The organism is Pacificitalea manganoxidans (assembly GCF_002504165.1).
GTDB classification, from domain to species: domain Bacteria; phylum Pseudomonadota; class Alphaproteobacteria; order Rhodobacterales; family Rhodobacteraceae; genus Pacificitalea; species Pacificitalea manganoxidans.
Map to the genome: position 1 here is coordinate 1,250,858 of NZ_CP021404.1, position 14,098 is coordinate 1,264,955.

General features: G+C 65.6%; 14 protein-coding genes. 13 read left to right on the top strand and 1 reads right to left on the bottom strand.

The window, feature by feature from the left end; translation table 11 throughout:
* Positions 1–52 precede the first annotated feature (52 nt).
* From hutI to CBW24_RS05790, 13 genes are all read left to right on the top strand, one after another.
* Positions 53–1,264, top strand: a complete 1,212-nt coding sequence (gene hutI / locus CBW24_RS05730) for an imidazolonepropionase (RefSeq protein WP_097372951.1) — start codon at positions 53–55, stop codon at positions 1,262–1,264.
* A complete protein-coding gene (gene hutH / locus CBW24_RS05735) occupies positions 1,261–2,799 on the top strand; it encodes a histidine ammonia-lyase (RefSeq protein ID WP_097372952.1) in 1,539 nt (512 codons plus the stop codon). The genes hutI and hutH overlap by 4 nt, the downstream gene beginning before the upstream one ends.
* Positions 2,796–3,596 (top strand): N-formylglutamate deformylase, encoded by an 801-nt coding sequence (gene hutG, locus CBW24_RS05740; protein WP_097372953.1) that lies wholly within the window; start codon positions 2,796–2,798, stop codon positions 3,594–3,596. The genes hutH and hutG overlap by 4 nt, the downstream gene beginning before the upstream one ends.
* Positions 3,593–5,260, top strand: a complete 1,668-nt coding sequence (hutU, locus tag CBW24_RS05745) for a urocanate hydratase (protein WP_088662068.1) — start codon at positions 3,593–3,595, stop codon at positions 5,258–5,260. Before hutG ends, hutU begins: the two co-directional genes overlap by 4 nt.
* A 169-nt stretch (positions 5,261–5,429) precedes the next feature.
* Positions 5,430–6,071, top strand: coding sequence for a flavin reductase family protein (locus CBW24_RS05750; RefSeq protein ID WP_232530160.1), 642 nt, complete (start codon positions 5,430–5,432; stop codon positions 6,069–6,071).
* A gap of 23 nt (positions 6,072–6,094) precedes the next feature.
* A complete protein-coding gene (locus CBW24_RS05755) occupies positions 6,095–7,036 on the top strand; it encodes a LysR family transcriptional regulator (RefSeq protein ID WP_097372955.1) in 942 nt (313 codons plus the stop codon).
* 114 nt (positions 7,037–7,150) lie between these two features.
* Positions 7,151–8,182 carry a C4-dicarboxylate TRAP transporter substrate-binding protein gene (locus tag CBW24_RS05760; protein WP_097372956.1) on the top strand — a complete coding sequence of 344 codons (1,032 nt, stop codon included), beginning with the start codon at positions 7,151–7,153 and terminating at the stop codon, positions 8,180–8,182.
* Positions 8,183–8,246: 64 nt separating this feature from the next.
* Positions 8,247–8,771, top strand: a complete 525-nt coding sequence (locus CBW24_RS05765; protein ID WP_088662064.1) for a TRAP transporter small permease subunit — start codon at positions 8,247–8,249, stop codon at positions 8,769–8,771.
* Positions 8,768–10,078 carry a TRAP transporter large permease gene (locus tag CBW24_RS05770; protein WP_097372957.1) on the top strand — a complete coding sequence of 437 codons (1,311 nt, stop codon included), beginning with the start codon at positions 8,768–8,770 and terminating at the stop codon, positions 10,076–10,078. The genes CBW24_RS05765 and CBW24_RS05770 overlap by 4 nt, the downstream gene beginning before the upstream one ends.
* 5 nt (positions 10,079–10,083) lie before the next feature.
* Positions 10,084–10,731, top strand: coding sequence for a glutathione S-transferase N-terminal domain-containing protein (locus CBW24_RS05775; RefSeq protein WP_097374138.1), 648 nt, complete (start codon positions 10,084–10,086; stop codon positions 10,729–10,731).
* Positions 10,728–11,291, top strand: coding sequence for a carboxymuconolactone decarboxylase family protein (locus tag CBW24_RS05780; RefSeq protein WP_097372958.1), 564 nt, complete (start codon positions 10,728–10,730; stop codon positions 11,289–11,291). Before CBW24_RS05775 ends, CBW24_RS05780 begins: the two co-directional genes overlap by 4 nt.
* Positions 11,288–12,166: an amidohydrolase family protein gene (locus tag CBW24_RS05785; protein WP_097372959.1), complete on the top strand. Its 879-nt coding sequence runs from the start codon at positions 11,288–11,290 to the stop codon at positions 12,164–12,166. The genes CBW24_RS05780 and CBW24_RS05785 overlap by 4 nt, the downstream gene beginning before the upstream one ends.
* Positions 12,163–12,963: an SDR family NAD(P)-dependent oxidoreductase gene (locus CBW24_RS05790; protein WP_097372960.1), complete on the top strand. Its 801-nt coding sequence runs from the start codon at positions 12,163–12,165 to the stop codon at positions 12,961–12,963. The genes CBW24_RS05785 and CBW24_RS05790 overlap by 4 nt, the downstream gene beginning before the upstream one ends.
* A gap of 9 nt (positions 12,964–12,972) precedes the next feature.
* Here the strand turns inward: CBW24_RS05790 and CBW24_RS05795 are convergent, their stop codons facing one another.
* Positions 12,973–13,992, bottom strand: a complete 1,020-nt coding sequence (locus tag CBW24_RS05795) for a LacI family DNA-binding transcriptional regulator (protein ID WP_198405236.1) — start codon at positions 13,990–13,992, stop codon at positions 12,973–12,975.
* Between the last annotated feature and the right edge of the window lie 106 nt (positions 13,993–14,098).

Genomic DNA, 14,098 nt, shown 5'->3' on the forward strand with positions numbered 1-14,098 from the left:
GCATATTCGGGCGTAATAGGAAAGGGAATTATCGGACCATCTGGGGGCGACCATGACCGGAGAAAACGCGCTTTTCGTGGATCTGACCGCCGTGACCTTGCAGGACACGGACGTGGCCTACGGCGCGATCCCTGATGCGGCTATCGCGGTCAGGGGCGGGGTGGTCGACTGGGTCGGGCCGGCCTCTGATCTGCCTGCATCGTCGCGCGACCTGCCGCGCCATAGCCTTGGCGGGCGCTGTGTCACGCCCGGCCTGATCGACTGTCACACCCATATCGTGCACGGCGGCAATCGCGCGGTCGAGTTCGAGATGCGGCTGAACGGTGCCAGCTACGAAGAGGTTGCCCGCGCGGGCGGTGGTATCGTCTCGACCGTGTCCGCGACCCGCGACGCGACCCAGGCCGATCTGCTCACAGACGCGCTGCGGAGGGTCGATGCGCTGATGGCCGAAGGCGTCACGGTGATCGAGATCAAATCCGGCTACGGGCTGGATATCGAAACCGAACTGCGCATGTTGCGCGTGGCCCGTGCAATTGGCGAGCGTCGCGCCATTCGGGTGATAACGACATTCCTCGGGGCGCATGCGACCCCCGCTGACTATGCCGGGCGCGACGATGCCTATATCGACGAGGCCTGCATCCCCGCGCTGCGGGCTGCCCATCGCGATGGGCTGGTCGATGCGGTCGATGGCTTCTGCGAGGGCATCGCGTTCCAGCCTGCGCAGATCGCCCGCGTGTTCGATGTGGCCCGCGATCTCGGCCTGCCGGTCAAGCTGCATGCAGAGCAATTGTCCAATCTCGGCGGCGCGGCGCTGGCGGCCAGCTATGGCGCGCTCTCCGCCGATCATATCGAATATCTGGACGAAGACGGCGTGCGGGCGATGGCCGCGGCAGGCACCACGGCCGTTCTTTTGCCGGGCGCATTCTATACCTTGCGCGAAACGCAGGCCCCGCCAGTCGCTGCGCTGCGCCAGCATGGTGTGCCGATGGCGCTGGCCACGGATATCAATCCGGGCTCCTCCCCGCTCAACTCGCTGCTGCTGACGCTGAACATGGGCTGCACCCTGTTCCGTTTGACACCGGAGGAGGCCCTGCGCGGTGTGACGCAAAACGCAGCCCGCGCACTTGGCCTGACCGATTGCGGCACCATCGCGTCAGGGATGCGCGCCGATCTTGCGGTCTGGGACATCGAACACCCGGCCGAGCTTGCCTATCGCATCGGGTTCAACCCGCTTCACTCTCGCATCATCGGAGGTGCCTTGTGACCACCCTGACACTGACCCCCGGCACCGTCACGCTGGATGATCTGGCCCGGATTTACTGGGAGGAGGCCGCGGTGCGCCTCGATCCTGCCTGCCACCCGGCGATCGAGCTGGCCCATGCGCGCATCGCGCAGGCTGTGGCGGGAACCGAGGCGGTCTATGGCGTCAACACCGGCTTTGGCAAACTGGCCTCGGTCAAGATCGAGTCCAAGGACACCGCCACGCTACAGCGCAACCTGATCCTGTCGCATTGCTGCGGCGTGGGGGCCGCGATCCCGCGCCGTCACGCGCGCCTGCTCATGGCGCTCAAGCTGCTTAGCCTTGGGCGCGGCGCGTCGGGGGTGCGGCTTCAGGTCGTCGCGTTGATCGAGGATATGCTCGCACAGGGTGTGACCCCGGTTATTCCGTCCCAAGGTTCGGTCGGGGCGTCGGGTGATCTGGCGCCCTTGGCCCATATGGCTGCGGTCATGATGGGGCAGGGGGAGGCGGAATTCGACGGCACGGTCATGCCGGGCGGCGCGGCGCTGAAGGCTGCGGGCCTCACCCCGATCGAGTTGGGCCCAAAAGAAGGGCTGGCGCTGATCAACGGCACGCAGTTTTCCACGGCGTTTGCGCTGGCGGGCCTGTTCGGCGCATGGCGCGCCGCGCATTCGGCGCTGGTCACGTCGGCCCTGTCCACGGATGCGATCATGGGCTCGACCGCGCCGTTGCAGCCGGAAATCCACGCTCTGCGCGGCCATCGCGGACAGATCGAGGCAGGCGAGACGATGCGCGCGCTGCTGGCCGGTTCGGACATCCGCGACAGCCATATCGTCGATGATGCGCGGGTGCAGGACCCCTATTGCATCCGCTGTCAGCCGCAGGTGACCGGCGCGGCTGTGGATGTGCTGCGCATGGCGGCGCGTACGCTGGAGATCGAAGCAAACGCGGCGACCGACAATCCGCTGGTTCTGATCGACGCCGATGTGATCGTCTCGGGCGGCAATTTCCATGCCGAGCCGGTGGGCTTTGCCGCCGATATGATCGCGCTGGCGATTGCCGAGATCGGCGCCATCGCCCAGCGTCGCGTGGCGCTGATCGTCGATCCGGTGCTGAGCTTCAACCTGCCGCCGTTCCTCACCCCCAATCCCGGCCTGAACAGCGGCTACATGATCGCCGAGGTGACAACGGCGGCTTTGATGAGCGAGAACAAGCATCTGGCCAACCCGTGCGTAACCGATAGCACGCCGACCTCCGCCAATCAGGAAGATCACGTCAGCATGGCCGCCCACGGCGCGCGCCGTCTGGGGCAGATGACCGACAACCTCAACCGCATTCTTGGGGTGGAGCTGCTCTGCGCGGCGCAGGGCATCGACTTCCGCGCGCCTTTGACCACCAGCCGCACCCTGCAGGCCGTGGTGGCGCGGGTGCGCGAGGAGGTGGCGACACTGGGCGAGGATCGCTACCTCGCCCCTGATCTGGAACGCGCGGCGGCGATGATCGCAAATGGCGATATCGTATCGGCTGCGGCCATCGACATGCCGGAGATAGCTCAATGACCCCCGTAGAAATTCAACGCGGCGACAGCCCCATCGTTCTGGGCCTGCCCCATACCGGCACCTATCTGCCCGATGATGTGCGCGCCGATCTCAACGACCGTGGCCGTGGGCTTGATGACACCGATTGGCACATCCATACGCTCTATGACGGGCTGCTGGCGGGCGTGACCACCGTGCGCGCGACGTTCCATCGCTATGTCATCGACGCCAATCGCGATCCCTCCGGCGCGTCGCTCTATCCCGGACAGAACACCACGGGTCTGGTGCCGCTGACCGATTTCGACGGGCAGGATATCTGGACCACCCCGCCGAGCGAGGCCACGATCGAGGCACGGCGCCAAGCCTATCACGCGCCCTATCACGCCGCGCTGGAGGCCGAACTGACCCGCGTGCGCGATCTGCATGGCGTCGCGATCCTTTACGATTGCCATTCGATCCGCTCGGACATTCCGTTCCTGTTCGACGGCATCCTGCCGGACTTCAATATCGGCACCAACCAAGGCACCACCTGCGCGCCGGTGATCGAGGCCACCACGCGGGACATCTGCGCCGCCGCCGAAGGCTGTAGCTCTGTCGTCAATGGCCGCTTCAAAGGTGGCTGGAGCACCCGCCATTATGGCCGCCCGGCGCAGGGGCTTCACGCGATCCAGATGGAATTGGCGCAAAGCACGTATCTGGCCCATGAGGCCGCACCATGGCGTCTGGACGACCGCAAGGCAGAGCGCCTGCGCCCGCATCTGGGCTTCGTTCTCGCAGAACTGGCCTCTCTGGCCCCGACATTGAAAGGCACGGCATGAGCGATCCGCGCAAGAACACCCGCGATATCTATCCCGCCACCGGCACCGAGCTTACGGCGAAAAGCTGGCTGACCGAGGCGCCGTTGCGGATGCTGATGAACAACCTGCATCCCGATGTGGCCGAGAACCCCCATGAACTGGTGGTCTATGGCGGCATCGGTCGCGCCGCGCGGACGTGGAAGGACTACGACATGATCGTTGCCGCGCTGCGCGATCTAGAGGACGACCAGACGCTGATGGTGCAATCGGGCAAGCCGGTCGGCGTGTTCCAGACCCATAAGGACGCGCCGCGGGTTCTGATCGCCAATTCCAACCTCGTGCCGCATTGGGCCACTTGGGATCATTTCAACGAGCTCGATAAGAAGGGTCTGGCGATGTATGGCCAGATGACCGCCGGGTCGTGGATCTATATCGGCAGCCAAGGCATCGTTCAGGGCACCTATGAAACCTTTGTCGAAGCCGGGCGTCAGCACTATGGCGGCGATCTGAAGGGCAAATGGATCCTGACCGGCGGGCTGGGCGGCATGGGCGGGGCGCAGCCTTTGGCCGCGGTGATGGCGGGGGCGTGCTGTCTCGCCGTGGAGTGCAACCCCGACAGCATCGATTTCCGCCTGCGCACCCGTTACGTCGACGAGAAAGCCGAAACGCTGGACGAAGCGCTTGAGATGATCGCGCGCTGGACCGCCGCCGGTGAGGCGAAATCCGTCGGTCTTCTGGGCAACGCGGCGGATATTTTCCCTGAACTGGTCAAGCGCGGCGTCCGTCCCGATATCGTCACCGACCAGACCTCGGCGCATGATCCGGTCAACGGCTACCTGCCGCAGGGCTGGACGATGGCGGAGTGGAAGGCCAAGCGCGACACCGCGCCGAAGGAGGTCGCCAAAGCCGCGCGCGCCAGCATGAAGGTGCAGGTCAAGGCGATGTGCGATTTCCATGCGGCGGGCATCCCCACCGTCGATTACGGCAACAACATCCGTCAGATGGCGCTGGAGGAAGGGCTGGACAACGCCTTTGATTTCCCCGGCTTCGTGCCCGCCTATATCCGTCCGTTGTTCTGCCGTGGCATCGGCCCGTTCCGCTGGGCGGCGCTGTCGGGCGACCCCGAAGACATCTACAAGACCGACGCCAAGGTGAAGGAGATCCTGTCCGAGGACGCCCATCTGCACAACTGGCTCGACATGGCCCGCGAACGCATCTCGTTTCAGGGTCTGCCCGCGCGGATCTGCTGGGTTGGTCTTGGGGTGCGGCACAAGTTGGGCCTCGCCTTCAACGAGATGGTGCGCAACGGCGAATTGAGCGCGCCTATCGTGATCGGTCGCGATCACCTCGATTCCGGCTCCGTCGCGTCGCCCAACCGCGAAACCGAAGCGATGAAGGACGGCTCCGACGCCGTGTCCGACTGGCCGCTGCTCAATGCGCTTTTGAACACCGCGTCGGGGGCGACGTGGGTGTCGCTGCACCACGGCGGCGGGGTCGGCATGGGCTTCTCCCAGCATTCCGGGATGGTGATCTGTTGTGACGGGTCCGAGGACGCGGACCGCCGCATCGCGCGGGTTCTGTGGAACGATCCGGCCACGGGCGTGATGCGCCACGCGGATGCAGGCTATGACGCGGCGCTTGACTGTGCGCGCGAAAATGGCCTGAACCTGCCCGGCATCCTGTAGTCCCGCCGCCCGCCCTGATCAGACGGTCAGGGCGGGCAGGCTCCGTTTGGGGTGCCGTGTCCTTGCCGTGCAGTAACTCCTTCGGGAACTGGCCCGGACGGCCCCTATCAGCTTCGCCTGCCCGCGCCCGTCATCTGGCCTCGGCCGGGTGGGGCATGGTCAGTCCCGTATGCTTCGGCTTAGAAAGGCGGAGCATTACGGTGGAGGTTCCATGCATTACGGCGACACGCGCCCCGACATTCTGAAATATGATCCGTTCAAGGCGATCATCGCGCCGCGCCCCATTGGCTGGATCGGCACCCGCAACGCGGACGGCATTCCCAATCTGGGACCCTATTCATTCTTTAACGCGATCGGCAACGCGCCGCATATGATCTGCTTTACCTCCGAAGGGTTGAAACATTCGGTGGTCAACGCGCGCGATCAGGGGGAATTCACCTTCTCGCTGGCGACCGAGGATCTGGCGCAGGCAATGAACGTCTCGTCCGGGGCGTGGCCCGACGGGGCGGACGAATTCGCGCAGGCTGGCCTGCCCATCGGGGAAAGCGTCGCGACCAAGGCCCCGTTTGTAGCCGATAGCCCCGCGGCACTGGAATGCGTGACGGTGTCGTTCCAGCAGATCGTTGACCGCGACGGTGCGCCCGTGGACCGCTACATGGTGATCGGGCAGGTGGTGCAGACCCATATCAACGAGGCCTACATCCGCGATGGCCGGTTCGATACCGCGGCGGCCCGGCCCATCGCACGGATGGGCTATCGCGATTACGCGACGGTGACCGAGGCGTGGGAACTGGACCGGCCCGACAGCTGAGCCGCCCCGCAGGAGCCCCGCCCATGGCCGCGACCCCACCCCCCATGCATGACTGGCAGCCGGAACTTCGGACGCTGCGCTATTTCCTCTGTGTGGCGGAGGAGAAAAACATGACCCGCGCGTCGGAGCGGCTGCGCATTGCGCAGCCTGCGCTCAGCCGACAGATCGCGCGGCTGGAACAGGATCTGGGGCTGAAGGTCTTTAACCGCACGGCGCGGGGCATGGAACTGACCGAAGCGGGGGAGATCCTTCAGCGCCGGGCCTATGCGATCATGGCACAGATCGCACAGGCGCATCATGACGTCACCGCCCATGCCGATGCGCCGCGCGGGGTGGTCGTCGTGGGGATGCCGCCCACGCCCGGCGAATTCATCATCCCGCCGCTGCTGTCGCGGATCAAACGCGATTACCCGGACATCGAACTGCGCTTCGTCGAAGGCTTCTCGAACGCATTGGAAGGGAAGCTGACACAAGGCGAAATCGGTCTGGCAGTCATGCATGACGCCCCGATGCGCGATGATATCGTCGCGGTCGAATTGCTGGTCGAGCATCTTTATATGATCGGTCCCAGCGGCGCGCTGGATCAGGACGAATACACACTGGCAGAGGCGGCGGTGATGCCGCTCATCATGCCGAGCCGCCCGAATTTCCTGCGTCTGCTGATAGACAAACATGCCGATGCCGTGGGGGCGGAGCTGAACATCGTGCAGCGCGCGGACGGGGTGTGGCACCTGAAATCGCTGGTGCGCGATGGTCATGGTTTCACCATCCTGACTTATGGCGGGGTGATGTCCGAGGTTCAGAACGGCACGCTGGAGGCCCGCCCGATCGTGCGTCCGACGATCACCTGGACGCTTTGCACGGCAACCAAGGCGGACCAGCGTACCAAAATGGCCATTCAGGTGGTCGAGGCCTGCGTGCGCGAGATCGTGGACGAACTCGTGGTGTCGGGGATCTGGAAGTAGCGATACCTGTTAGGCATCATGCCTATGACATAACAGTATTTGAAGTATGTCTTCGGGTGCCGCAGGTTCAGCCACGGACGGGCAGGAGGAACGCCCGCAACCTTGGGAGGATACATGTTCATCAACGCAATTCTGCGGTCGTCGGCGCTCGCGCTCGTGGCCGTCACCGGCCTTGCCGCCAGTGCACAGGCCGAGACCTACAAGTGGCTGACGTTCAAACCGCAGGGCGCGGGCGACGCGCAGGCGGTGACGACGCAGTGGCTTGTCGACGAGTTCGAAAAGCGCACCGACGGAAAGCATAAGATCGAAGTGTTCTGGGGCGGCTCGGTCGCCAAGACCCGCGAAATCCCCGATGCGCTGGCCGCCGGTGTGGGTGATTTCGGCGACATCATCACCCCCTATTTTCCCGATCAGATGCCGCTCAACAATGCGGTGGGCTTCTTTATCCCGCAGCCGATGAACACGCTCGAAGTGGGCCAGTTCATGGAGGAGCTGCACGCCACATACCCTGAATTCGAGGATGAGCTTGCCAGCCAGAACCTGCACGCCATCGGCTTCCGTCCGCTCGAAGATTACGGCCTGCTGTGCAACAAGCCGGTGCGCAGCGTCGCGGATATGAAGGGTCTGCGCATTCGCTCCTACGGGTTCGCCTATCCCAAGCTGATCGAGGCGCTCGGCGCATCGCCCGTCTCCATCGCCACCTCGGAGGCCTACGAGGGCCTGCAACGCTCGATCATCGATTGCACGCCTATCGGCCCGGCCCTCGCGCGCGGCTGGAAATACGATGAGGTCGCCAAGTATTATATCGAGATCCCGCTTGGCGCGTCCTTCGGGCACCTGCTGGCGATGAACCTCGACAGCTATAACGGCATGGATGACGACACCCGCGCCGTGATCGATCAGCTGGGCCGCGACTACCTCGTCGAATATGCCCGCGTGCTGAGCGAGGATGAAACCCGCGTGCGCGACCTGTGGCAGGGCGATCTGGGCGTCGAGGTGATCGACTTCCCGCAAGGCGAGCTTCTGGGCGTGCTGGAGGATGCCGGCGTCAAGGAAGTCCGTCAGGAATGGATCGACAAAGCTAATGCGGCTGGCGTCCCGGCTGACGAGATCGCCAAATCGCTGGCGTTCGACGCCCCGTCCTGAGCGACGGACAATCGGCCCCGCGTTCTAGCGGCGCGGGGCCTGCACATCTGCGAAAGCCCCTGACATGCACTTCATGGAATCCCTGCGCCGCCGCTATGGGGCGCTCCTCTACCTGTGTGGACTGGCTGCCGGTGTCCTGCTGTTTGCAGTGATGCTGCTGGTCGTCGCCAATGTGGTGATGCGCTACGCCTTCAACCAGCCGGTCACCGGCACGCTGGAGCTGACCGAAAGCGCGCTGCCGCTCATCATCTTCTTTTCGCTGGCGCTGACGCAGGCGCATGGCGGCCATATCAAGGTGGTGTTGCTGACGCAGCATCTGTCGCCCCGGCTGGGCCGCGCGGCCAAGGTGCTGGCTATGATCGCGGGCTTCGTTCTGTTCGCATGGGCGGCCTATGCGGGCTGGAACATGGCAGCCAAAAGCTTTGCCATCGGCGAGTTGGAGCGCGGCGCGATCCGCTTTCCGATCTGGCCGGTCAAATTCGCCGTCTTCTTCGGCCTTGCCCTGTTGGCGGTGCAGTTCCTGCTCGACGGGATCTGGGTCGCGCTGGGCGGCTCCCTTCCAGATGATAGTGACGAGGTGATGGAATGAGCTCGCTTGTCATTGGCGGCATCGGCGTCGCCGCGCTGTTTGGCGGTATTCTTCTGGGCATCAACGTCATGGTGGTGCTGGGTCTGGTGGGCGCCTTCGGGCTGGCCGCGCTGGTCGGGTTTAACGCCGCCACCGCGATCCTCGGCACCGTGTTTTTCGACACTACGCATTCATTCCACTTCTCGGTGATCCCGCTGTTTCTGCTCATGGGCTTCTTTGCCATGCGCGCGGGTCTGGGCGAGGATCTGTTCGAGGCCACGACCAAATGGCTGGGCAATCTGCGCGGCGGGCTTGCGATTTCCACCACGCTCGGGGCTGCGGCCTTTGGCGCGGCGTCGGGCTCCTCCGTCGGGACCGCGACGGTGTTCACCAAGCTGGCGCTGCCGCAGATGCTCGACCGGGGCTATGACAAAAGCCTCGCCTCGGCCTCCATCGCCATTGCGGGCACGCTGGCAGTGATGATCCCGCCCTCGGCGCTGGTCGTGGTCTATGGCATCCTGACCGACAGTTCCATCGGCGCGCTTCTGATCGCGGGCTTCATCCCCGGTGTGGTGTTCGCCATCGTCCTGTGCGTGGCCATCTGGCTGACCGTGTGGCGACGCCCGGAACTGGCCCCGCGCGAATGCTATAACTTCACCCTGCGCGAGAAATTCGCGTCGTTGAAGCTCGCCGGGCCGCTGGTGCTTATCATCTTGCTCATCGTCGTTGGGCTTTACGCCGGGATCTTCACCCCGACCGAGGCAGGCGGCATCGGTGCGTTCGCGACCTTTACGCTGGCCATCATCCGACACCGTGGCATCGGCGGGGTGGAGTTGCGCAAGACCCTGTTGGAGACGATCCAAACCTCCGCCATGATCTTCGGCATCCTGATCGCCGCGCTGGTGTTTTCCAAGTTCCTCGCGCTGTCGGGGGTGGCCAACACGGTCGGCGGCTTCCTCACCGGGCTGGAGGTGAACCGCTGGGTCATCGTGGTGCTGGTGTCGCTGATCTATCTGGCGCTAGGCATGATGATGGATGCGCCCGCGCTGCTGGCGATCACCCTGCCGATCACCCATCCGGTGATGATGGATCTGGGGTTCGATCCGATCTGGTTCGGCATCTTCGTGGTGCTGCTGGTGGAGATCGGCGCGGTCACGCCGCCGGTGGGGATCAACTGTTTCGTGGTGCAATCGGCGTCCAATGGCCGCGTGTCGCTGGAGCAGGTGTTCAAGGGGCTGGTGCCCTTCGTGCTGGCAGGCTTTGCGATGCTGGTGTTGCTGAGCCTGTTCCCGCAATTGGCGCTGTTCCTGCCGGAGACGATGCTGTGACCGTGATGGCAACCACCCCGCAGGCGCTGAGCGGGCCGGGCACGGGCGGGCGCGCGGTGCTGCGATCGACCCTGACCTCCCCCTACGGGCGTAAGGTGCGCATGGCCGCCTCGGTGCTGGGGCTTACCCCCCGCATCGAGGTCATCGCCGCCGACACCCGCGACCTGAGCGACGATCTGCGCCGCCAGAACCCGCTGGGCAAGATCCCCTGCCTGATGACCGATGACGGCACCCTGTTCGACAGCCGGGTGATCGTCGAATATCTCGACACGCTGGCAGGCGGCGACCGCCTGATCCCGCGCGAAGGCGTGGCCCGGTTCCGCTGTCTGACCCATGCCTGTCTGTCCGACGGGGTGACCGATGCGGCGCTGCTGATGGTCTACGAGGACCGGTTTCGCGCGCCTGCGCAGAAGTCCGACGAATGGCTCACCCATCAGCGCGGCAAGGTGGAGCGCGGCCTGACCGCGCTTGCCGCCGCGCCCCCCGATCCGCGCCGCACCGATGCGGCGTCGATCTCGCTGGCCTGTGCTTTGGGCTACCTTGATTGGCGCATGCCGGTGGCGTGGCGCGACCGCTGGCCGGCGCTTGTCGCGTGGCACGATGCCTTCGCCGCCGCCGAGCCTGCCCATGCCGAAACGGAGAGACCGCAATGACCGACTGGCCCGAACAGCGCCTTCCCGCCCCCGATCCCGCTAATTATGACGCCCGACAGCAGCAGATCCACGACGACATCGCCTCCGGCCCCCGTGGCGGCGTGCGGGGTCCGCTTGCGGTCTGGCTGCACCGGCCCGAACTGGCCGCGCGGGCGCAGGATCTGGGGCGCTACTGCCGCTATGACACCTCGCTGGAGCCACGGTTGAGCGAACTGGCGATCCTGACCATGGCGCGGCACTGGGATGCGGAATACGAATGGTTCGCGCATAAGCCCCCCGCGCTGAAGGCCGGTCTGCCTGCGCCGGTGGTCGAAGCGCTGCGCACCCGCACGCCGCCGCCCTTCGAGGATGACGAAACCCGCCTCACCCATGCGGTGACGGTTTCGGTGCTGGAAACCCGCGATGTGAGCGACGCGCTTTATGCCGAGGCAGAGGCGGTGCTGGGCACCGGGCGGCTCGTCGATCTGGTCGGTGTGATTGGCTACTACACGCTGATTTCGGCCACGTTGAATGTGTTCCGCATCTCTCCGCCGCGCGATGCAGAAAGGCAGCTGACATGAATGACGCGCCCCGCACTTGGCACAGTGCGCCCTCCGCGCCGACCCTGACCCTGCCCGATGGCGCGACCGATTGCCATGTCCATGTCTTCGGCCCCGTCGCCCGGTTTCCCTATGCGCCCGAAAGCGGGTTCAAGCCCGGCGACGCGCCCAAGGAGGCGCTGTTTGCGCTGCATGACATGCTGGGGATCGACCGTTGCGTGATCGTGCAATCGGGCTGCCACGGCCATGATAATTCCGCCGTTGCCGACGCCATCGCCGCCCGTCCGGGGCGCTATCTGGGCATCGCGCTGGCCCCGCCCGACATCCTCGACACCCGCATCCGCGCGCTGCATGCGCAGGGGTTCCGGGGTGTGCGGTTCAATTACATGGCGCATCTCGCCCCCGGCGCCAGCCATGATGAACTGCGCGCGCTGGCGCCCCGTTTGGCCGATCACGGCTGGCAATTGCTGATCCATATGGAGGCCGGGCTGATCGACGATCTTGCCCCGGTGCTGGCGGATCTGCCCTGTCCGGTCGTGATCGATCACATGGCCCGGATCGACGCGACGCAGGGCATGGATCAGGCACCGTTTCAGACCCTGCTGCGCTTGGCGGAGAAGCCCCATGTCTGGGTAAAGGTTTCCGGTTCCGAGCGCTGCTCCGGGCAGGAGCCGCCCTATGCCGATGCGACCCCGTTCGCCGCGCGGCTGGTGACGCTGTTCCCCCATCGCACGATCTGGGGCACCGATTGGCCTCACCCCAATTTCCGTGCCGCCCCGCCCGATGACGGGCTGCTGGTGGACACGCTAAAGGCCATCGCGCCGGAGCCTGCCGCGCTGCAACGGCTGCTCGTCGACAACCCCCAACGACTCTATGCATTCGGAGAGGACGCATGACAGGACGGCTTCAGGATAAGGTCGCGATCATCACCGGCGCAGGCTGTGTCGGGCCCGGCTGGGGCAATGGCCGCGCGGCCTGTGTGCGGTTCGCGGAGGAAGGGGCGCGGGTCTTTGCCGTCGATCTCAATCCCGCTGCGATGGAGGACACGCTGACCCGAACCCGCGCCACCGGCGCGGAGGTGGCGCCGCATCACTGCGATGTCACCGACCGGGCCGCGGTCGAGGCGATGGTCGCCGCCTGCATCGCGCGTTTCGGGCGGGTCGATATCCTCGTCAACAATGTCGGCGGTTCGGCCAAGGGTGGCGCGGTCGATCTTTCCGAAGAAGACTGGGACCGGCAAATGGCGTTCAACCTCAAATCCGTCTACCTGACCTGCCGCGCGGTGCTGCCGCATATGGCGGGGCAGGGCGCCGGGGCGATCGTTAACACCTCGTCGACCTCCGGCACGCGCTGGACTGGCGCGGCGCAGGTCGCCTATGCCTCGTCCAAGGCGGCGGTGATCCAGTTTGGTAAGGTAACGGCCGTGGAATATGCGCCCAAGGGCGTGCGGGTGAACACGGTGGTGCCGGGCCAGTTGCACACGCCAATGGTCGAGGCGCGGCTGGCAGGGCAGCGCGCGGGCGGCGATGTGGACGGGCTGCTGGCGCAGCGGGTCGCCCGTATTCCGATGGGCTGGATGGGCGATGGCCGCGACACCGCCAATGCGGCGCTGTTTCTGGCCTCCGACGAGGCGCGGTTCATCACCGGCTCTGAAATCACCGTCGATGGCGGCATGTCGGTGCGCTGTGACTGAGCGGGCCGCCTAGCCGCTGGCCCGCGGCACGAAGGTAAAGCCGGTGTCGTGACTGCGCGGCGCGTCCGCGCTGTCGGCCTCGGCGGCACTGCCGGGCCCGGCCAAGGGATCGCGCGCCAGAATGCAGCCTGCCACCTTGGCCGCGATCTGGTCCGCCGCAGGGCGGATTGTGGTCAGGGGCGGCACGGTTTGGGCTGCGAAATCCAGATCGCCAAAGCCCGCCACCGCCAGAGTGCCCGGCACCGAGATGCCGCGCCGCTGCGCCTCGAACAGCACGCCAAGCGCCAGCGTATCGTTGGAACAGGCCACGGCGCGGGCAGGGGCGTCGTCCATCGCCGCCAACAGGCGCACGCCCGACGCGGTGCTTGCGGGCTGGGCATCCTCCAGCAGACGGGCGGGCAGGCCGGCTTCGGCCATTTCGTCCAAAAACCCCTGCGCCCGTTGCGCGGCGCGCAGATCCTCGCCCAGCCGCGCCCCAAGAAAGGCGGCGCTATCATAGCCCTGTTCGATGAACCGCCGCGCGATGCAACGCCCCGCGGCCTCGTGCGAAAACCCCACGGCCTGATCGATCGGGGTGCAGCCCAGTTCCCACATCTCCACCACCGGGGTTGCGGTCTTGCGCAGCAGGTCGCGGGTGGCTTGTGTGTGGGTGCAGCCGGTCAGCACGATGGCCGCCGGGGCCCAAGACAGCGCGGCGCGCACCAGCGCCTCTTCCTGCTCGCGGGAATATTCGGTGTGACCCACCAGCGTTTGCAGCCCGTGCTGGGCCAGCAGGCGCTCTAGCTCCGTCACCGTTTCGGAAAAGAACGCATTGCGCAGCGACGGCACGATGACGCTGACGACCCGCGATCCCGCTGCCGCCAACCCGCCCGCGACATAGTTCGGAACATAGCCCAACTCATCGATCGCGGCCTTCACGCGCAGGCTGATGCGTTCCGACACCGCCGCCGGTTTGCGCAGGTAAAGCGATACGGTCGACGGCGACACCGCAGCCAGTTGCGCGACATCGGTCATGGTGATGCTTTGCATCTTGCGCCGCTTGCGCGGGGATCTGGGGCTGTCGGCGCTGTCCATTGTCCTCACATGACCTGCTGCGGCGTGCGCTGCAAGATAGCCCAGCCAGCCCTGCAGAAAC